This window comes from Pseudoduganella sp. RAF19 (genome assembly GCF_052114165.1).
Taxonomy (GTDB): Bacteria; Pseudomonadota; Gammaproteobacteria; order Burkholderiales; family Burkholderiaceae_D; genus Rugamonas.
The window spans coordinates 166,608-186,906 of the sequence record NZ_JBFREF010000001.1 but is presented as its reverse complement, the minus strand read 5'-3'; the positions used below and the strand labels follow the sequence as shown (position 1 = coordinate 186,906).

11 protein-coding genes and 1 riboswitch are annotated in these 20,299 nt (G+C 63.6%); of the genes, 1 reads left to right on the top strand and 10 read right to left on the bottom strand.

Annotated features, from left to right (window positions below; all coding sequences use genetic code 11):
* Window positions 1-32: 32 nt before the first annotated feature.
* A riboswitch (TPP riboswitch) is annotated at window positions 33-128 on the top strand.
* 55 nt (window positions 129-183) lie between these two features.
* Window positions 184-2,271, top strand: coding sequence for a TonB-dependent siderophore receptor (locus AB4Z19_RS00890; protein WP_442033935.1), 2,088 nt, complete (start codon window positions 184-186; stop codon window positions 2,269-2,271).
* Here AB4Z19_RS00890 and AB4Z19_RS00885 read toward each other — a convergent pair.
* From AB4Z19_RS00885 to AB4Z19_RS00840, 10 genes are all read right to left on the bottom strand, one after another.
* The gene (locus AB4Z19_RS00885; RefSeq protein ID WP_442021883.1) at window positions 2,268-2,996 is read right to left on the bottom strand and encodes a hypothetical protein; all 729 of its coding nucleotides are present in this window, start codon (window positions 2,994-2,996) and stop codon (window positions 2,268-2,270) included. The genes AB4Z19_RS00890 and AB4Z19_RS00885 overlap by 4 nt on opposite strands.
* A gap of 2 nt (window positions 2,997-2,998) precedes the next feature.
* Window positions 2,999-3,514: an AAA family ATPase gene (locus AB4Z19_RS00880; RefSeq protein WP_442021885.1), complete on the bottom strand. Its 516-nt coding sequence runs from the start codon at window positions 3,512-3,514 to the stop codon at window positions 2,999-3,001.
* Window positions 3,511-4,128, bottom strand: coding sequence for a nicotinamide riboside transporter PnuC (gene pnuC / locus AB4Z19_RS00875; protein WP_442021887.1), 618 nt, complete (start codon window positions 4,126-4,128; stop codon window positions 3,511-3,513). Before pnuC ends, AB4Z19_RS00880 begins: the two co-directional genes overlap by 4 nt.
* 3 nt (window positions 4,129-4,131) lie before the next feature.
* Window positions 4,132-6,261 carry a S46 family peptidase gene (locus tag AB4Z19_RS00870; protein ID WP_442033933.1) on the bottom strand — a complete coding sequence of 710 codons (2,130 nt, stop codon included), beginning with the start codon at window positions 6,259-6,261 and terminating at the stop codon, window positions 4,132-4,134.
* A gap of 86 nt (window positions 6,262-6,347) precedes the next feature.
* On the bottom strand, window positions 6,348-7,943 hold the full coding sequence (locus AB4Z19_RS00865) for a PAS domain S-box protein (protein WP_442033931.1): 1,596 nt from the start codon (window positions 7,941-7,943) through the stop codon (window positions 6,348-6,350).
* Window positions 7,940-10,522, bottom strand: coding sequence for a chemotaxis protein CheB (locus AB4Z19_RS00860; RefSeq protein WP_442033929.1), 2,583 nt, complete (start codon window positions 10,520-10,522; stop codon window positions 7,940-7,942). The genes AB4Z19_RS00865 and AB4Z19_RS00860 overlap by 4 nt, the downstream gene beginning before the upstream one ends.
* Window positions 10,523-10,589: 67 nt before the next feature.
* Window positions 10,590-11,972, bottom strand: a complete 1,383-nt coding sequence (locus AB4Z19_RS00855; RefSeq protein ID WP_442033927.1) for an efflux transporter outer membrane subunit — start codon at window positions 11,970-11,972, stop codon at window positions 10,590-10,592.
* Window positions 11,969-15,346 carry an efflux RND transporter permease subunit gene (locus AB4Z19_RS00850; protein ID WP_442033925.1) on the bottom strand — a complete coding sequence of 1,126 codons (3,378 nt, stop codon included), beginning with the start codon at window positions 15,344-15,346 and terminating at the stop codon, window positions 11,969-11,971. Before AB4Z19_RS00850 ends, AB4Z19_RS00855 begins: the two co-directional genes overlap by 4 nt.
* Window positions 15,343-18,450: an efflux RND transporter permease subunit gene (locus AB4Z19_RS00845; RefSeq protein WP_442027527.1), complete on the bottom strand. Its 3,108-nt coding sequence runs from the start codon at window positions 18,448-18,450 to the stop codon at window positions 15,343-15,345. Before AB4Z19_RS00845 ends, AB4Z19_RS00850 begins: the two co-directional genes overlap by 4 nt.
* Window positions 18,447-20,120: an efflux RND transporter periplasmic adaptor subunit gene (locus AB4Z19_RS00840; RefSeq protein ID WP_442033923.1), complete on the bottom strand. Its 1,674-nt coding sequence runs from the start codon at window positions 20,118-20,120 to the stop codon at window positions 18,447-18,449. The genes AB4Z19_RS00845 and AB4Z19_RS00840 overlap by 4 nt, the downstream gene beginning before the upstream one ends.
* Window positions 20,121-20,299 lie beyond the last annotated feature (179 nt).

Genomic DNA, 20,299 nt, shown 5'->3' with positions numbered 1-20,299 from the left:
CGCCTCGGGTTTTGAGGTCCTGTGGTAAAATGCGCGATCGCTAGGGGTCCTGGACATTGTCCGGGTGAGAAATACCCTTCGTACCTGATCTGGATAATGCCAGCGAAGGAAAGCGCAAAGTTGTCTTCTCCCCTCCTTTGAATGCTCCCGCGTTGGCTCGTTAGAACCACAAAAGAGCACAACATGAATCAATCCCGCATCACCCTTACCGCCATCGCGCTGGCCGCTGCGCAGCTGGCGAACGCGCAATCGAACGACACCAAGATGACCGAAGTCGTCATCACCGCCAACCGCGCCATTGCCGACCGTTCCTCCGTCGCCGGTTTCTCCGACGCTCCTCTGCTGCAAACGCCCGCTTCCGTCAGCGTGATCACGCGCGAGCAGATGCAGGACCTGAACATCCGCTCCACCACCGACGCTTCCAAGTACGACGCCAGCATCGGCGACTCCTACAATGCGGTTGGTTACGCCGAGCAGTTCTCCATCCGCGGCTTCAAACTGGATAACGCCAGCTCCTACCGCAAGGACGGCCACGCCATCTCCGGCGACACCCAGATCCCGCTGGAGAACAAGGAAAGCATCGAAGTCCTGAAGGGCCTGTCCGGCCTGCAAATGGGCGTCTCCGCCCCGGGCGGCGTAGTGAACTACGTAACCAAGCGCCCAACCGAGAACAATCTGCGTTCCGTGCTGTTCGAAGTCAGCGAGCGCGGTACCGTGTATGGCGCCGTGGACCTGGGCGGCCGCTTTGAAGACCGCCGCTTCGGCTACCGCATCAACGCGGCGGGCGAGCATATCCAGTCCTACATCAAGGGCGCGGACGGCCACCGCTCCTTCATCTCCGGCGCCTTCGACTGGCAGATCTCGCCGCAGGCCTTGCTGCAACTGGACGCCGACTACCAGAACAAATCGCAGCTGACCGCTCCGGGCTTCCAGCTGATCGGCGGCACTGCGCTGCCGAAGGTCGATGCGGACGTGTTCCTGAACGACCAGCCATGGGCCAAGCCGGTGAAAACCGAAACCACCAATATCGGCGCGACCTTTAAGTATGCCCTGTCGCAGGACTGGCAAGCGACCATCAGCGCCAACCAGCACATCTTCAAGCGCGACGACTACAYCGCCTTCCCTTATGGCTGCAGCAGCGAAGAGCTGTGGCCGGGCTTCTGCGCCAATGGCGACTACGATGTGTACGACTACAAGAGCCTGGGCGAAGAGAAGCGTCCGTTCTCGGCGCGTGCCCAGATTCACGGCAAGTTCGCCACCTCCGGTATTCGCCATGAAGTGACCTGGGGCCTGTCCTACTTCCGCAATAAGGAAAGCTGGGGCGATTACCAGTATGACCTGGCGGGCGTGAGCAATATCTATCATCCGATCGCTGTGGCGCCGGTTCCGGGCAGCAGCGGTCCCGTCTCCGTGCGCCGCCGCGACAAAGAAAAGGCCGTCTACCTGCAGGACATCATCAGCCTGACCGATGAAGTGGCCGTGCACGCGGGTGCGCGCTACGTGCAGGTGAAGCGCGATGAACTGGGCGTCGACCCGTCGTCCAATAACTTCTGGCTGCCGAATGTGGCGCTGGTCTATTCGCCGCGCGCCGACCTGTCCGCGTATGCATCGTACGCACAAGGCCTGCAGCATGGCGGCGTAGCGCCGATCGAAACCACCAATCAGAATCGCGCGCTGGACCCAGGCAAGTCGAAGCAGATCGAAGTGGGCGTGAAGACTGTGGTGGCGGGCATTTCGGCTACCGCAGCCGTGTTCCAGATCGACCAGGGCCATGAGTTCATCGACGGCAGCAATACCTTTGTGCGCGCAGGCCAGGAACGCCATCGCGGCCTGGAACTGTCGGCTCAGGGTAAGGTGAACAAGCTGCTGAACGTGGGTGCGTCCGTGGCTGCGCTCCAGACGAAACAGAGCGGCACCGGCCAGGCAGACTTCGACGGCAAGCGCGTGACCAATGTGCCGAACTTCCGTTCGACCGTGTTTGCCGAATACACCGTGGCCGAAGTGCCGGGCCTGAAGGTCAATGCGGACTGGCAGTTCTCGGGCAAGAAGGCCTTCGACGAAGCCAACACCGTATTCGTGCCGAAGTACCATGTGCTGAACCTGGGCGGCTCGTATGCGGCCAAGCTGGGCGAGAACACCGTCATCCTGCGCGCGCAGGTGCGCAATGCGCTGGACAAGTTCTACTGGCGCGATGTGACGCCTGAGCTGGGCGGTTATCTGTTCCCAGGCGCGCCACGTACCTTCCGCCTGTCCGCGCAGGTCGACTTCTAAAACAAATATTGGACCCGCATCGTGAAGCTTTTCGCGGTGCGGGCCGAGTTCTTGCCGACCAGGTAGGCTGCTTCGTATTTGATCTGCTGTCCGTTGGCGCCGGCGTCGACGTAACCGAAGACTGCCGGACCTAATCGGTGCGACTGCTTATCGGACGGCTGCCAGTCGTTCCACTTCCCCAGCTCGCCAAAGCCCTGCAAGCCCGGTTGCAGCCAGCTTTTCCAGCGGTGCTTGATCTGCCATTGATAGACCAGCTCCGTATCGTTCTTTTCGCCGTTATCGAACTCGCGCTGGAAGAAGACATTCAAATTGAACTGGGTGCGCCAGAACTGCGTCTGCAGCGCGGGACCGATCTCCAGCGCATAGCCTTGTGAACGGTCGCGTGGACGCTCGATGGTGGTGTGCAGCGCCACGTCCCAATCATACTGGCCCTGCGTCAAAAGGAAATCGTTCTGCCATTCGAGCGCGACGAAGCGCGTTTGCTCGCCGCCGATCTGGAACCAGCTGCCGCTCAATTCCGTGTACCAGCGCGAAGTAACGCCGTAGCCCAGACCAATTTCCGGCATCGCGCGCGTGGCGCGGTCCTTGTAGTGAGCGTTCCAGTATTTGTAGTCGACGTTGGCCAAGCCTTCGACGTCGTAGACGTTGACGAGATAGTAGCCGGTCTCGGCGCAGGCGAATTGCGGAAGCAAGGCAGCAAGCGCGAAGAGCAGCTTTTTATTCATCGTCACGTCCCTAGTAGTTGTTTTACCTGTTCGATGCGTTCTGCAAGCGAGCCGTGGATGCGCGAATAAGGTATGGCGCGGCTAGCCAGTTCCTCGTGCAGAATCTCATGAATAATACCGCTGACATCCTCAGGTTCGCGATGTAATCCATCAGGAATCCATGGAATATCGGGGTCGCAGACCAGGGTAATGTCGTATTGGCGCGACGCTACCAAATTGGCAAGGTCTTCGCGCAGGCCGCCGAAGTAGTGGCGGTTATACACGGCAGTCATCAGCGGCGTGGTGTCGCAGAACAGGAAGCGGCTGCCTTGCGCCGCCATCGCATCTTCGCGCGCCACCTGCATGGTAGCGATGTGAAACTGGTCATCCTCCACGGGTACGCGCTGCTCGCGCTCGACAAACTCGCGCAGGTATTCAGGCACCCACGGCGAGCCATACTGCTCCGCCAGGGCTTGCGCCAGCGTGGTCTTGCCGGATGAAGCGCTGCCGACAATCGCAACGCGGAAGGGCTGCTTCATTTCAGGACCATGCCCTTCGCATCGTCATAAGCGGAACGCTGCCAGGACAGCAGGCCCGCAATGGCCATGGCCACGAACATCGCATACAGCACGGCCGTCAGCATCAGGCCTTTGTGAACATAGAGCGCCACATACAGCACGTCCACGATGATCCACACATGCCAGTTCTCGATCTTCTTGCGCGACAGGAGAGCCTGCCCTACCAGGCTGCCTGCGGTCAGGAAGCCGTCGGCATGCGGCACGTCGGTGTCGGTGTAGGTCTTCAGGAACCAGGCCAGCACCACGTAGCCCACCGCCCATGCTGCGCCGGACACCATTCGGCTGCGTGCGGAAAGCGTGGTCACGGGCAGCTTGTGATCCTCACCCGGACCGTGCAGCCACTGATACCAGCCCCAGAACGACACGGCGATGAATACCAGTTGCAGCGCCATGTCGCCATACAGCCGGGATTCAAAGAACACCACGCCGTACATGGCCGAAGCCAGGATCGCGAACAGCCACGCCCAGTGGTTCTGGCGGATGTTGAGCCACACCGTCGCCACCGACAGGACGAAGGAGAGGATCTCCAGCGGCGTGGTCGCCGCCAGACCAAACAGGGATATGGATTCGTTCACGTTTTACTTCTTCGGATACTTGATCTTCATTTCCTGCAGCAGGTTGTCGGCATGGTCGACTTCCTTCATCACCCATAGCATGTAGCGGATGTCCAGGTGGATGGCGCGGGTAATCTGCGGATCGAAGTACCAGTCCTTGGTGATGGACTCGTAGGTCGAATCGAAGTTCAGGCCAATCAGTTCGCCGCGCTTGTTCATCACCGCGGAACCTGAGTTGCCACCGGTGGTGTCAGCCGTGGTCAGGAAATCGACCGGCACGGTGCCCAGCACCGGGTCCTTGAACACGCCATAGCGCTTGTCCTTGATGGCTTCCAGCAGATTGGCTGGTGCGTTAAACGGCTCCTTGCCGGTGTGCTTTTCAACCACGCCTTCCACGGTAGTGAATGGTCCCTTGGTCACGCCATCGCGCGGCGAGTAGGACTTCACGGTGCCGTAGGTCACGCGCAGGGTGGAGTTCGCGTCCGGGTAGACTGGCTTGCCCTGCGACTTCTTCCAGGCGCTGACGGCTTCCATGTATTGCGGGATCACCTTTTCCAGATTGCCGTCCACTTCCTTGCGGCGCTCTTCCAGCGCCAGGCCAATGCCATTCAGCTTGACCGCCAACTTGACGAAAGAATCGTCGGACTTGCTGATGGCGTCGATGTCCTGATCCATCAAGGCCAGGCGCGCGGAAGTGTCGCCCAGCTTGGAGCCGGTATACAGCGCAGGCACGTCAGCCACGGCTGGCAGCACTGCATCCAGTCCTTGCGGATGGGACTTCAGCTTCGCGTAGCGCTGCAGGCTGGCGCTGAAGCGGGCCTGGTCCACCGAGCCTACGTAGGACTGCTCCAGGCGCGTCAGGCGGGCCTTGATGAAGCTCAGATCGCGCTGCTGGTAGCCGGACTCACGTTCCGCGTCAGGCTTCTTGCGTTCCTGCGCCAGGCGCACCAGGCTGCGGGCGTTCTTCAGCAAGTCGCTGTTGGTGGCCACGTTCCAGGCGAATTCTTCATCGGCCAGCTGCATGTCGGCTGCGATCACGGCATTCAGCTCGTCCAGCATGGACTTCGATACACCCGGCTGCTTGGCGTACCAGGTGCGGAATTCGGCATCCTGCACATCCTTGATGGCCGCGATGTCCTTGCGCAGGAAGCCATCCAGCAAGCCCTGGGTTTTCTTCATGCGGTTGTTGGTGGACTTGACCACGGAGGCGTAGCGCACCACATCGCTTTCCTTGCCCTTGGTGGCGGCGTCGATGGTGTCCAGGTCGGCCTGGTAGTCAGCCACCATGGCGGGATAGCTCACGTCGCGCGCGTGGCGGATTTCGGACGCCAGCTTGTAGCGGCTGGTGCGGCCCGGATAACCGGCCAGCAGGATCGGATCGCCGTTCTTCAGGCCTTCCGCCGAAACGACGAGGAAGTCCTTGGATTTGTAGGGCACGTTGTCCGGCGACGGATCGGCAGGCTTGCCGTCCTTGCCCACGTAGGCGCGGATGAAGGAGTAGTCGCCGGTGTGGCGCGGCCATTCATAGTTGTCGATATCGCCGCCGTAGTTGCCGATGGATTCAGCCGGCGCGTACACCAGGCGCACGTCGCGGATCATCATCTGGCGGATGCGGTAAAACTCGCCGCCTCGGTTAAAGGCCGGCACCGAGCAGCGGTAGATCTTGTCGGATTCGCATTCGGCGATCAGGGCCTTGATGCGCGATTCCACGGCGTCATGGCGCGCGCGGCCGGACAGCTTGTCCAGGCCTTCCAGCACGCGTTTGGTCACATTTTCAACCTTGTCGGTTACATAAATGTGCGAGGTCGGGCCGCCCGGCAGTTCTTCGGCGCGGGTCTTGGCCAGGAAGCCGTTGGCAATGTAGTTCTTTTCAGCGGTCGAATTGCGCTGGATGGCGCCGTATGCGCAGTGGTGATTGGTCACCACCAGACCATCAGGGGACACGAAGGACGCCGAGCAGCCGGCCAGCGACACGATGGCGCTCATCGGGTGCCTGGACAGGTCGGCCAGCTGCTCCGCCGGGATCGTGATGCCGATGCGTTTCAGTTCCGCTTTCAGTTGCGGCAATTGATTCGGCAGCCATTGGCCTTCGTCGGCGTACACTGGTGCGAAGGCGGTCAGCAGGGCCGCCGCCATGATGTAATTTTTGAACAAAATCGTCCCCTGATGATAAAAAAGCCCCGGCAGTATAAGGCAAGCCGCAAAAAATGGGGACGTAACACAATTTCGCGGAAATGGTGTTACGTCCCCATTTTTTGCAGCGGCAGGCGGACGGAGAGGCGCGCGCCGGCGCCCGGTTCGTAGTCGTGAAGGCGGAAGGTACCCTGCAGGGCATCCACCCTTTCGGCGATGCCGATCAGGCCAAAGCGGCCCGGTTTGTCGCGCTGCTGGGGCGTGATGCCGATGCCGTTGTCTTCCACCGCCAGCATGATGTCGCCGTCCTGCTCTTCCAGCGCCACTTCCACATAGCTGGCCTTGGCGTGGCGCAGTACATTAGCCAGCGATTCCTGCACGATGCGGAACAGCACCACACCGGTTTCCGCGTTGATGCGCGCGAAGCCCGCGTCATGCGGCATGCGCAAGCGGCAATCCAGTGCGCTGCGGCCGCGGAAGTCGTTGACCAGCCATTCCAGGGCCGCGGGCAGCCCCAGGTCCAGCACCGCCGGGCGCAATTCGTTCATGATGCCGCGCACGCTGCGCAAGGACGCGTCGATGGTCGCCAGGGCCGCCGTCACGCGCCGCGCCAGACGCGAATCGCCATGCCCCACGCGCGCATGCATCTGCGAGATGTCCATGCGCAGCGCCAGCAGGTTCTGGCCCAGTTCATCGTGGATTTCGCGCGCGATGCGCTTGCGCTCTTCTTCCTTCACCGAGGCCATATGCGCGGACAGCTGGCGCAGCTGGCCGTTCGCATGCAGCAGTTCGGCCGTGCGCTGCACGACGCGCACTTCCAGCTTGTGGTGCAGTTCCTGCAATGCGTCTTCGGCCTGGCGGCGCTGGCTGATGTCCGAGAACACGGCCACCACGCTGTTCACTTCACCGTCCGTGCCCAGCATGGGCCGCAGAGACAGGGAAGCAATGAACTCGGAGCCGTCGCGCCGCCTTACCATCAACTCGCCCTGCCAGCTGATCCCGGCCAGCACCTCGGCCCATAGCGTGCCGTAGAACTCCGGTTTCTGGCGCGGGTGGCGTAGCATGCGCAGCGGCTTGCCTTGGGCTTCGGTGGCGCCGAAACCGGTGATGGCGCAAAAGGCGGGATTGACTGACAGGATGCGGCCCGCGGGATCGGTGGTCACCACGCCCTCGTCCAGATTGTCCATCACCACAAACGCGCGGCGCAGCGCAGTTTCGCGCGCATGCCATTCGGTGATATCGCTGACGATGATGCGAATGACGTCGTCGCCGGAGTCGAGATTCGCCTCCAGGCGGATGCGGCTGCCGCCCACGCCGTCAAACAGCAAGGCCTCCATGACCGCCGACGAGCCATCTGTCGGCAGATCGGCCAGGAAGCAGCGCAGCGCCGCCTGGCTGGCAGGTTCCACAAACCGCTCAAAGGGCTCGCCCGGCAGCGCGGCGCATTCCGTATGCAGCAGTGCCGCGGCAGCGCGGTTGGCGCCGACGATTTGTCCATCGCGCGACAGCGACAGATAGCTGACCGGGGCTTTTTCATACAGCCCCGCGTAACGCTGCAAGCCCTCCTCCACCTGCCGCTTCTGCAGTTCCAGCTCGGCCAGGGCCGCACTCTGGATCTCCAGCTCGATCTGGCTGACCTGAAGCTCATGCCACTGCTTGCGCATGTCCAGCTCATCGGCAGACTGGGAGGGCGTTTTCTTCATTGGGGTATGTGTTCAGCTCCACCGCCGGGGGTCATGAGGCGCGCCTCCAGCGACTTCAGCTCCGTAATATTGATGAAGGTGGCAACCAGGCCGTCGATCACATTGGCCACGGTACGGTAAGGCATGATGCGCACCATGAACCAGCGGCCGTCGCGCGTCGGAATCTGCTTTTCGCAGAATACCAGGGTCCGCAAAACTTCCATCGCATCCTGTTCCAGCTCCGGATACACCAGGTCATTCACGATATCGCCCAGCGGACGGTTCAGGTCCGTGGGAATCAGCTTGTAGATCTGCGTGGCCTGAGTCGTGAAGCGGCGGATGTGCAAGGCATTGTCGAGGAAAATGACCGCGATGTCGGTGCTGTTCAGCAGGTTCTTCATATCGCTGTTGACCAGCGACAGATCATCCACTTTGGATTGCAGCTCGGCGTTGACCGTGTACAGCTCTTCGTTCAGCGATTGCATCTCTTCCTTGGAGGTGGTCAGTTCCTCGTTGGTCGATTGCAGTTCCTCATTGGTCGATTGCAGCTCTTCGTTGGCGGACTTCAATTCCTCGCGCGAAGTCTGCATCTCATCGCGCACCGTCTGCAGTTCCAGGCGTGCCTGCGACAGCCCCTGTTCCAGCTCCATCAGGCGCGGATTCGGCGAGCGGCTGCGGCGGTTACGCAGCGGCGCCTGGGTGGCGGCAAACGTCAGCAGCAGCGTGCCTTCCGGATGCTGGCCCTCGCTCATCGGTTCGGCCGTCATGTCCACCATCAGCGCGGAACTCTCGCTTTCCTTCAGGATCAGGCCTCGCACGCTTTCCTGGTCGCCGCTGCGGATGGAGCGGTTGATCAGGTCTGCCAGCTCGTAGCGCAGGCCGTCGCGCGCCATGGCGTGGATATTCCAGTTGGCCTTGCCCGCCGCCGGCTCCAGGAAGGCGCCGGTGCGCCCATGGATGTAGAGGATGTCGCCCTCGGCGTTGAGCAGCACGGCCGCTGGGGAGTGTTTCTTGAGCAGGGCCTGCTCGACTTGGGACTGAAGATTGCCGGTCATGGAAGTGGTTCTGGCTTCGTTGGAAAGTGGAATGGCGGCGGCGGTGACCTTGGTCGGGAAATAGTTGGCAACGCGGTTGGTGGACGCGTCCAGCCTTTGATAGATGCGGCCCGAGCCCGGCACCGCCGCGAAAAGATCGGTGAAATTACCCGGCGTGTCCGCACTGCCCAGCACCAGGAAACCGTTGCGGTTCAGGGCGTAGTGGAACAGCGGAATCAGGTGCTCCTGCAGCTTCGGATTGAAGTAGATCAGCAGGTTGCGGCAGCTGAGGATATCCAGCTTGGTGAATGGCGGGTCCGAAATGATGTTCTGCTGCGCGAAGATGATGGTATTGCGCAGCTCCTTGCGGATACGGTAAGACTTGCCATCCACCACAAAGTAGCGCGACAGGCGCTCGGCCGAAATATTCTCTTCGACATTGCGCGTAAACACGCCCTGGCGCGCGCGGTCGATCGCGTCCGGGTCCAGGTCGGTGGCGAAAATCTGCAGGGAATACTTGGCTTTCGGGTTCACATGGGCCACCGCCTCGTCGAACACCATGGCCAGCGAATACGCTTCCTCCCCCGTCGAGCAGGCCGGCACCCAGGCCTTGAACGCCGCGCCGTTAGGATGCGATTGCAGCATTTCGGGAATGGTCACCGACCGCAGATGCTCCCACACCTTGGGATCGCGGAAGAAGCTCGTTACGCCAATCAGCAGTTCACGGAACAGCAGTTCGATTTCGCTGGGATTCTCGCGCAGGAACTGCACATAGGCTTCCATCGATTCGGACTGCTGCAGCTTCATGCGGCGCTCGATCCGGCGCAGCACTGTGTTCATCTTATAGTCGGTGAAATTATTGCCCGTGTGGTTCTGTAACAGGTTGAGCAGTTCGCGCAGCGCATGGCGGCGCGCGTGGCCGCGGCCATGCACCACGTTCGGCTCGGAAGCCCAGGCGCTCCACAGGCGCTCCGGCATATCGCCGGGCAGGGCCACCACGTCCGCCACTCCCGCTTCGATCGCGCTGCGCGGCATGGCGTCGAACTTGGCCGATTCGGGCGCCTGCACCAGCGTCACGCCGCCCGCCTCCTGGATATGGCGCAGGCCGGCCGTGCCGTCCGTCCCCATGCCGGAGAAAACCACGCCGGCAGCATGGGCGCGCTTTTCCTCGGCCAGGGCGCGGAAGAAGGTATCGATGGGGTAACGGTGGCCAGGCTGGTTGCTGGGATGGAGCAGCGCCAGCATGCCGTCGGCAAAGGCCAGGTCGGAATTGGGCGGAATCACATACACGCAATCCGGCTCGATCGGCATGCGGTCGCGGATTTCGGCCACGGACATGGGCGTGACCCGTTGCAGCAGCTCAGGCAACAAACCTTTGCGCAGCGGGTCCTGGTGCTGGACGACGATATAAGCCAGCCCGCTGCGCTCCGGCACAGCGGCGAGGAATTCGGTGATGGCATCGAGCCCACCGGCAGAAGCGCCGATTCCGACGATATGGGTGGGGCGTCGTTCGGTTTGTTCTTGTGAGGGAGTGGCTGCGGTGCTGACTGTTGAACGCTTAGTCATTATCTATGGTTTATGGACGGTATCGCCATATTGCCAGCCGATTATGAAAAGCGCAATCGAGCACCTGCTAATGTGCCTGCCACCCTCCTCCCAGGGCCTGAATCAGGGAGACGGCTGTTGTTTGGCGGTCGGCCTGGGCCTGCACCAGGGCGCGGCGCGCATTCAGCGCCGTGACCTGGGCCGTCACCACTTCCGTGTAGCTGACCTGGCCCGCGCGGTAGCGGTTGATCATCTGCTGCTCGACCTGGTCGGCCGCCTCGGAGGCTTGGCGGCGCAGGTCCTGCTGCTCGCCCAGCACGCGGGTGGCGGCCAGCTGGTCCTCCACGTCGGCGAAGGCGCTCAGCACCGTCTGGCGGTAGCGCGCCACAGCCGCGTCGCGCGCTGCGGTGGCTTCGTCCACCCGCGCGCCGGTGGCGCCGGCATTGAATACCGTCTCGGCAGCGGACAGGCCGAGCGACCACAGGCTGTTGGAGGCGCTGAACAGGCCCCCGGCTGCCGTGGCGCCAAAGCCGCCGCTGGCCGTCAGACTCAGATCCGGGAAGTAGGCGGCGCGGGCGACGCCAATGTTCGAATTGGCAGCTGCCACGCGGCGCTCGGCGCCGGCGATGTCCGGACGGCGCTCCAGCAGGGTCGATGGCAGGCCCGGCGGAATGTCCGGCACTTGCAGCGTCCATGCCGCCGGGGCCAGCGAGAACTCGGCAGGCGCCTTGCCCAGCAGGACGGCAATGGCGTGTTCGAACTGGGCGCGCTGGCGGGTGGTGGTCAGCAGATCGGCGCGGGCATTGGCCAGTTGGGTCTGGGCCTGCAGCAGGTCGGATTTGGCGGCGATCCCTGCGTTGAAGCGGTTCTGCGTGATCTGCAGCACCCGCCCATAGCCCTCGACCGTGGTTTCCAGTAGCTGCCTGGTGGCGTCGGCCAGGCGCAGGGAAATGTAGTTGGCGGCCAGCTCGCCCTGTGCCGACAGTTTCGCCGCTGCCAGATCAGCCTCGCTGGCCTGGGCGCTGGCCTGTGCGCCACTGACGCCGGCCCGCAGGCGGCCCCAGATATCCGGCTCCCAGCTGCCGCCCAGATTCACGCGGTACTGGTTGCCGGTGCGGGTCTGCCCTCCTCCGCCGGAACGGTCGGCGCTGGCGTTCAGCGTCACCACCGGGAACAGCGCGGCGCGCTGCTCGGCCACGATGGCGCGCGCCTGCGCATATTGCGCGACGGCGGCGGCCACGTTCTGGTTATTCACTTCGACCGAAGCGGCCAGCTCGTTCAGCTGCGGATCGCCAAACAGCTGCCACCATGGGCCGCGCTGCAAGGTGTCGGCGGGCGCGGCGGGCTGCCAGCCCTGGGCTTCCTTGAAGGCGGCAGGCTGCGGCGTTTTCGGGACTTCGTAAGTTGGCGTCAGCGCACAGCCGCTCAGGGCGGCGGCGATGGCAACGGCGAGGTAGGTGCGTGCTCTCATGGCGTTGTAGGTTCTGGTTGTGTGCCGCCGGTTCGGCTGAGCAGATGTTCGTCCGGGCTGCGCGTGCGCAGCTTGTCCATCAGGACGTAGACCACCGGGGTGGTGAGCAGCGTCAGCAACTGGCTGGCGATCAGGCCACCGATAATGGCAATGCCCAGCGGCTGGCGCAGTTCCGAGCCTTCGCCAAAGCCGATGGCGAGCGGCAGTGCGCCGAGTGCGGCGGCCAGGGTCGTCATCAGGATCGGGCGGAAGCGCAGCAAACAGGCTTCACGCACGGCTTCGATGGAACTGATGCCGCGCGAGCGCTCGGCTTCCAGCGCAAAGTCGATGATCAGGATCGCGTTCTTCTTTACGATGCCGATCAGCAGGAACACGCCGATCAGGGCGATGATCGAGAACTCCATCTTGAACATCAGCAGCGCCAGCACCGCCCCCACGCCCGCCGACGGCAACGTGGACAGCACGGTTACCGGGTGGACCAGGCTTTCGTACAGGATGCCCAGGACGATGTAGATCACCACCAGCGCGGCCAGAATCAGCAGGGGCTGCTGCTGGTTGCTCTCCTGCGCGCTGCGCGCCGTGCCCTGGAAGCTGCCCCGCACATTGTTGGGCATGCCGATTTCGGCTTCGGCCTGCTTCACCGCCTCCTGCGCCTGGCTCAGGCTAAAGCCCTGTGCGAGGTTGAAGGAAACCGTCGTCGCCAGCTCGCCGTCCTGGTGGTTCACCGAAGTTGGCGTGGAGCTTTCAGCGAAGGTGGAGATGGCGCTGAGCGGCACCATGGCCGATGGCGTGGTGCTCAGCGCGGAGCCGGACGACGCATCACGCGCGGCGGAGACGTTGTTATTGTTGGTCGAGGTCGTGGTCGACGCGCCGCTGCCGGAGCCCGTGCTGCCGCTGGTACCGCCCGCCGTCGCCGAAGGCACGCCGGCAGCCGCAGTGCCGGCGCCGTTCACCGCACTGCCGCTGCCGCCGGACGCGCTGTTTGCAGCGGCCCCGCCCGCAGCTGCGGCGCCACTGGTGCCCGCGCTCGTCCCGCTGGCCGCCTTGCGCGGTATGTACACGTCGCGCAGCGCTTCGGGACTTTGCGCAAATTCCGGCGCCACTTCCATCACCACCTTGTACTGGTTCAGCTCATCGTAAATGGTGGCAACCTGGCGCTGGCCGAAAGCGTCGTACAGCGCGTTATCGACATCCTTGACCGTCATGCCGAGGCGCGAGGTCGTATCCTTGTCGATGGTGACGAAGGTTTCGACGCCGTTGTCCGCCTGGTCGGTATCGACGTCGACCATCTCCTTGTGTCCCTTCATCGCATCGGCGAGACGGCTGGCCCACAGCTTCAGGTCCGCGCTGCTGTCGCTCTTCAGGGTGTACTGGTACGTCGAATTGGTCTGCCGCCCGCCCATGCGCAAATCCTGCACGGGATTCAGGAACAGCGAAACCCCGGTCACTTTGGCCAGCTTGGGACGCAAGCGCGCAATCACCTGCTGACCGGACTCGGTGCGCTCCGACACCGGCTTCAGGTTGACGAACATGAAGCCGCCGCCGGCGCGCGAGCCGCCGGTAAAGCCGACAACGGTCGCCACCGCCGGATCGGCCTTGATGATGTTGACCAGCTGGCGCAGCTTCTGCTGCATGGCCTGGAAGGAGATACTCTGGTCGGCGCGAATGCCGCCGTTGATCTGGCCGGTATCCTGCTGCGGGAAGAAGCCTTTGGGCGAGGCCGCGAACAGATAGACGTTCAGGCCAACCACAAAGGCCAGGATGAACATCACCAGCCAGATGCTGTGTAAGGCCCAGTCCAGCGAGTGCTCATAGACGCGGATCACACTGTCGAACATGCGCTCGAACAGGCGCGACACGCGGCCCGGCGGTTTCTTGTCATGGCCCGGCTTCAGCAGCCAGGCGCACATCATCGGCGTGGTGGTCAGCGAGATGACCAGGGAAATCAGCACCGCGGCGGACAGGGTCACTGCGAATTCGCGGAACAGGCGTCCCACCTGGCCGCCCATGAACAGCAGCGGAATGAACACCGCCACCAGCGACAGGCTGATGGACAGCACGGTGAAGCCCACTTCACGTGCGCCCAGCAGCGCGGCCTGGAAGCGGTCCATGCCCTCTTCGATGTGGCGGGATGTGTTCTCCAGCACCACGATGGCGTCGTCGACCACGAAGCCGGTGGCCACGGTCAGCGCCATCAGGCTCAGATTATTCAGGCTGAAGCCCAGGAAGTACATGATGCCGAAAGTGCCCAGCAGCGACACGATGGTCGCAATCGCCGGAATCACCGTTGCGCGCGCACTGCGCAGGAAGGCGCTCACCACCAGCACCACCAGGACGATCGAAATGATCAGTGTGGCTTCGATTTCGTGCAGCGAAGAGCGGATCGAGTTGGTACTGTCGGACGCCACTTCCAGCTTGATGTCCTGCGGCAGCTGGGCGCGCAGCTGCGGCAGCAGTTCGCGTACGCTGTCCACCGTTTCGATCACATTGGCGCCCGGCTGGCGCGTGATCAGCACGATCACCGCCGGTTCGCCGTTGTACAGGCCCAGCGTGTTGCGGTTTTCCGCGCCATCGCTGACGGTCGCCACGTCGCTCAGGCGGATCGGCGCGCCTTCACGCCATGCCACGACGAGGTTACGGTAATCGGCCGCCATTGGGCGCTTGTCGGTGTCGCCATGGCCCGAGTAGATTTGCAGGCGGCGCTCATCGCCTTCGATCGCGCCCTTGGGGCGATTGGCATTGCTGGCCTGAATGGCGGCGCGCACGTCTTCCGACGACACGCCGTATTTGTTCATCGCAAACGGCACCAGTTCCACGCGCACGGCAGGCAGCGAGCCGCCGCCGATTTCCACGTCGCCCACGCCCTTCACCTGCGCCAGCTTCTGCGACACGATATTGGACACAGCTTCGTAAATCTGGCCCGGGCGGCGGGTCGGCGACGTCAGCGCCAGAATGATGACCGGCGCGTCGGAAGGATTGGCCTTGCGGTAGGTCGGATTCTGCTTCAGCGTGGATGGCAGATCGACGCGGGTGGCATTGATCGCCGCCTGCACTTCACGTGCGGCGGAATCGATCTGGCGCGTCAGGTCGAACTGCAGGTTGATGCGGCTGGAGCCGCTGCCCGAGTTGGACGTCATCTCGTTAACGCCCGCAATCACGCCCAGCCGGCGCTCCAGCGGCGTTGCCACGCTGGACGCCATGGTGTCCGGACTGGCGCCCGGCAGGCTGGCGCTGACCGAGATCGATGGATAATCGACCTGGGGCAGAGGCGACACCGGCAACACGAAGAAAGCCGCGATACCCGCCAGCGCGATCCCGATCGTCAGCAGGACCGTAGCAATCGGACGCCGGACAAAGGGCTCGGACAAATTCATGGTGCAGCCCCCTCCCCGCTCGCCTGTTCCTTGCGCGCGGCGCGATTGTGCCAGCGCTGCGCCAGGCGGTCGAAGCCGAGGTAAATCACCGGCGTCGTGTACAGCGTGAGCATCTGGCTGACGATCAGGCCACCGAAGATCGACAGGCCCAGCGGACGGCGCAGTTCAGCGCCTTCACCCCAGCCGAACATCAGCGGCACAGCGGCAAACAGCGCAGCCAGCGTGGTCATGATGATGGGGCGGAAGCGCAGCAGCGCGGCCTGGTGGATCGCTTCCTGTGGCGGTTTCTTCTCCTCGCGCTCCGCCTCGATGGCGAAGTCGATCATCATGATCGCGTTCTTCTTCACGATACCGATCAGCAGGATGATGCCGATGATGCCGATCACGCCCAGCTCCTGCCCCGTAAGCATCAGCGCCAGCAAGGCGCCCACGCCCGCCGAAGGCAGCGTGGACAGAATGGTCAATGGGTGGATATAGCTCTCATACAGCACGCCCAACACGATGTAGACGCAGACCACGGCGGCCAGAATCAGCCACAGCTGGTTGCTCAGCGAGTTCTGATACGCGCCCGCCGCGCCGAGAAAGGTCAGCGTGACGGAGGCCGGCAGCTGAATATCCTTGGCAGCTTCGCGGATCGCATCCACCGCATCGCCCAGCGCCACGCCGGATGCAGCGTCGAAGCCCAGCGTGGTCGCAGGATACTGCGCCACGTGCGTGATCTGCAGCGGCGCCGGCTTTTCCGTTACCGAGGCCACGGCGGACAACGGTGTCGCCTTGCCGCTGCCGGTGCGGATTTGCAGATTACCCAGCGCATCGGGCGTGCTCAGACCATCCTGGCGCGCCTCCAGAATCACGCGGTACTGATTCGTCTCGGTGAAGATGGTCGACACGATGCGCTGGCCGAAGGCGCTGTACAGGGCGTCGTCGATATTGGCGGCCGTGACGGACAAGCGCGATGCCGTGTCGCGGTCGATGTTCACGTACGCCGCCGCGCCCGTTGCGCCGGCGTCGGACACCACATTGCGCAACTGCTTCTTGGTCGCCATGCGCTCGGCCAGCTTGTTGGCCCATTGCGTAACGGTGGCGTTGTCCGCTCCTTCCAGCGAGACACGGTATTGCGTCGGGCCGGATTCGGCGTCGATGGTCAGATCCTGCGTCGGCTGCAGATAGATGTTCACGCCCGGGATGGCCGACACATTGCGGCGCATGCGGGTCATGATCTCTTCCTGCTTGTCGTGGCTCTTCTTCAGGTTGATCAGCATGTGGCCCGTGTGCAGCATGGAGTTGTTGGCTGCATCCACGCCGACCACGGAGCTGAGCGACTGCACATCGGGATCTTTCAGCAGCACGCGGGCCGCTTCCTGCTGCAAATCCGCCATGCGCGCGTAGGACACGGCTTGCGAGGTTTCGATACGCACTTGCAGCTGGCCGGTATCCTGCGTCGGGAACAGGCCTTTCGGAATCAGGATGTAGAGCAGCGCCGTCAGCACCAGGGTGGCCAATGCGATCAGCAGGGTCAGGCCCTGGTGATCGAACACCCAGATCAGGCTGCGGTCGTAGTGATGAATCACCTTGTCGAAGCCGCGCTGGATGCGCGCACCGACGCTGCCCGGTGCGTCGTTGGCGTGGCTCTTCAGCCAGCGGCCGGACATCATGGGCACCAGCGTCAGCGACACGACTGCCGAAATCAGGATGGTGATGGCCAGCGTCACCGCGAATTCGCGGAACAGGCGGCCCACCACGTCGCCCATGAACAGCAGCGGAATCAGCACGGCGATCAGGGACACGGTCAGGGAAATGATGGTGAAGCCGATCTGCGTGGCGCCTTTCAGTGCGGCCTCCATCGGCTTCTCGCCTTCCTCGATATAGCGCGAGATGTTTTCGATCATCACGATCGCATCGTCGACCACGAAGCCGGTGGCAATGGTCAGCGCCATCAGGCTGAGGTTATTCAGGCTGTAGCCCAGCAGGTACATCACGCCAAAGGTGCCGATCAGCGAAATCGGAACGGCCAGGCTGGCGATCACGGTGGCGCGCAGGCTATGCAGGAAGGCGAAAATCACCAGCACCACCAGTACCACGGCCAGCACCAGTTCGATCTCCACGTGTTCGACGGAGGCGCGAATGCCGGTGGTGCGGTCGCTCAGGATGTCCACGCGCAGCGCGGCGGGCAGGCCCGATTGCAGCTCGGGCAGGCGCTTCTTGATGGCGTCCACGGTGGCGATCACGTTGGCGCCGGGCTGGCGCTGCACGTTCAGGATGATCGCGGGCTTCATGCCGGACCAGGCGCCCAGCTTGACGTTTTCCGCGCTGTCCACCACCTGTGCCACATTCGCCAGACGCACCGGCGCGCCGTTGCGGTAGGCGATGATCAGGTTCTTGTAATCCGCGGCCGTGACCAGCTGGTCGTTGGCGTTGATCGAGAAGGCGCGGGTTGGGCCGTCGAAGCTGCCTTTCGCGCTGTTGGCGTTGGCGGCGGCGATGGCGGTACGCAGGGTGTCGAGGCCCAGGCCGTAGCTGGCCAGCGATTGCGTATCGGCCTGAATGCGCACGGCGGGACGCTGGCCGCCGCTCAGGGTGACCAGGCCGACGCCGGTGACCTGGCTGATTTTCAGGGCCAGGCGGGTATTCACGATGTTTTGCACTTCCGTCAGCGGCATGGTGTCGGAAGTGATGGCCAGCGTCATCACCGGCGCGTCGGCCGGGTTGACCTTGGCGTAGACCGGCGGCGCAGGCAGATCGGTCGGCAGCAGGCTGGAGCCGGCGTTGATGGCGGCCTGCACTTCCTGCTCGGCCACGTCCAGGGTTTGTCCGAGGCCGAATTGCAGGGTGATGATGGAAACGCCGGCGGCGCTGGTGGAACTCATGCGCGACAGGCCGGCCATCTGGCCGAACTGGCGTTCCAGCGGCGCGGTAACGGTCTGGCCCATCACTTCCGGACTGGCGCCGGGGTACAGCGTTTGTACCTGAATCGTGGGGAAATCGACTTGCGGCAGTGCGGACAGCGGCAGGAACTTGAAGCCCACCAAGCCTGCCAGCACGATCGCCAGCATCAGCAGCGAGGTCGCTACCGGACGCTTGATGAATGGCGCGGAAGGACTCATCGCGCGCCACCTCCCTGCGCAGGCTGCTGCGTGCCCTGTCCTTGCTGCTGGCGTTCCTGCCAGCGGCGGCGGCGCTCGGCTTTCGCCGCGTCGTCAGGCGTGGCCGCATCGCCGGTTGCAGCGCGCTGGCGGCTCGCGCCTTCAGCCGGCGATTCCGGCGTTGTCGGTACACCCGCAGCTTCACGCGCACGGCGGCCTTCGTCGCTCGACGCCGCGTTCGCGCCGCCGGCAGGAGCGCCCGCACCGCGTGCGCCGGCCGCGTCAGCGCCCGCGTTACCGGCCGCTGCGCCATCGCGATGGTGGTGTCCACCGCCGCCCGCCGCGCCAGCCGTCTGGCCAGCCGCTGCGTCGCCGCCAGCGCCCGCCGCGGCCCCAGCACCGCCTGCAGCGCCACGGTTGCGGCGTCCACCGCCGGCGCCGCCCTGCCCGCCGCGATCGGTCGGCAGCACGACTTTGGCGCCGTCCTTCAGGCGGTCAGCGCCTTCGGTGATCACTTGCTCGCCTACTTGCAGGCCGCTGACGATCTGCACCTTCTCCACCGTCGCCTGGCCGCGCGTGACCATGCGCAGGGACACCGTGTGGTCCTGGTTCAGCACATACACATAATCGCCGGTACCGCCATGACGCAGCGCGGTCACCGGCACCATGATGGCGTCCTTGATATTGCGCAGCTCCAGGCGCACGTTGACGAACTGGCTCGGGAACAGGGCAAACTTGGCGTTGTCGAAGCGCGCCTTGGCCATCACGGTGCCGGTTTGCGTATCGACCTGGTTATCCAGCGCCGCAAAGCGGCCCTTCTCCAGCAAATTGGTACGGGTGCGGTCAAAGGCCAGCGCCGACAGATTGGCGCCTTCATTCACACGGCCCAGCAACTCGGGCACGCGGTCTTGCGGCACCGAGAATTCCACGTCGATTGGCGACAGCTGGGTGATCACAGCCAGGCCGCCGGCATCGCCGGAGCTGACCAGATTGCCGATGTCGACCACGCGCAGGCCGACACGCCCGCTGATCGGCGCCACCACCCTAGTGTAGCCGAGATTCAGTTTGGCTGTGCCTTCGTTGGCGCGGTCGGTCATGACAGCGCCTTGCAGCTGCTTGACCAGCGCGGCCTGGGTATCGACGTCCTGGCGGGCGATCGAGTCCTGCGACAACAGGGTCTGGTAGCGCTCCAAGGTCAGACGCGCGTTTTCCAGCTGCGCCTCATCGCGCTGGCGGTTACCGGTGGCCTGCATCAGGGCCAGTTCAAACGGACGCGGATCGATCTGGGCCAGCACCTGGCCCTGCTTGACCATCTGGCCTTCCTTGAACAGCACCTTTTGCAGAATGCCGGAAACCTGCGGACGGACCGTAGTCGTCGCCGCCGCCGTCACCGTGCCGAGCGCATCGAGGGTTACCGGCAAATCGGCCTTCTCGGCCGCAGCCACCCCTACCGTGCTGGGAGGACCACCGCGTCCGCCACGGCCGCCGCCGGCACCGCCTCGTCCGGCCCCGCCAGGGGCGCCGGGCGGGCCACCGGCAGCGCCTTGTGCGCCCGGTGCGCCCGGTTCGGCTGAAGGGTGTGTCAGATGCCAGGCCAGCCAACCCAGGCCAACCATCGCGGCCAGCGCCAGCAGAGTGCCAATGATCTTGGTACGCCGTGCAGGGCGGCGTTCGACGGCAGGTGCTTGCATTACGTGATCCTTTTTATATTCTTTGATGTCACCATGACTCTAACACGGTGAAAATTCAAGAATGCGTCACGATCGATACAATTGAGACCCGGAAACGTCTCATGCTGAGCTGCTCTACCGCAGAAAGCAAAACGCCGCCGGGGTTTCCGGCGGCGTTCAGTGTCATACTCGCTTACAAA

Excerpts from the sequence above, each read along its gene's own strand:
- AB4Z19_RS00840 (WP_442033923.1), bottom strand. The coding sequence starts at position 20,120 with ATGCAAGCACCTGCCGTCGAACGCCGCCCTGCACGGCGTACCAAGATC.
- AB4Z19_RS00880 (WP_442021885.1), bottom strand. The coding sequence starts at position 3,514 with ATGAAGCAGCCCTTCCGCGTTGCGATTGTCGGCAGCGCTTCATCCGGC.
- AB4Z19_RS00885 (WP_442021883.1), bottom strand. The coding sequence starts at position 2,996 with ATGAATAAAAAGCTGCTCTTCGCGCTTGCTGCCTTGCTTCCGCAATTC.
- AB4Z19_RS00855 (WP_442033927.1), bottom strand. The coding sequence starts at position 11,972 with ATGAGAGCACGCACCTACCTCGCCGTTGCCATCGCCGCCGCCCTGAGC.
- AB4Z19_RS00845 (WP_442027527.1), bottom strand. The coding sequence starts at position 18,450 with ATGAGTCCTTCCGCGCCATTCATCAAGCGTCCGGTAGCGACCTCGCTG.
- AB4Z19_RS00860 (WP_442033929.1), bottom strand. The coding sequence starts at position 10,522 with ATGACTAAGCGTTCAACAGTCAGCACCGCAGCCACTCCCTCACAAGAA.
- AB4Z19_RS00865 (WP_442033931.1), bottom strand. The coding sequence starts at position 7,943 with ATGAAGAAAACGCCCTCCCAGTCTGCCGATGAGCTGGACATGCGCAAG.
- AB4Z19_RS00850 (WP_442033925.1), bottom strand. The coding sequence starts at position 15,346 with ATGAATTTGTCCGAGCCCTTTGTCCGGCGTCCGATTGCTACGGTCCTG.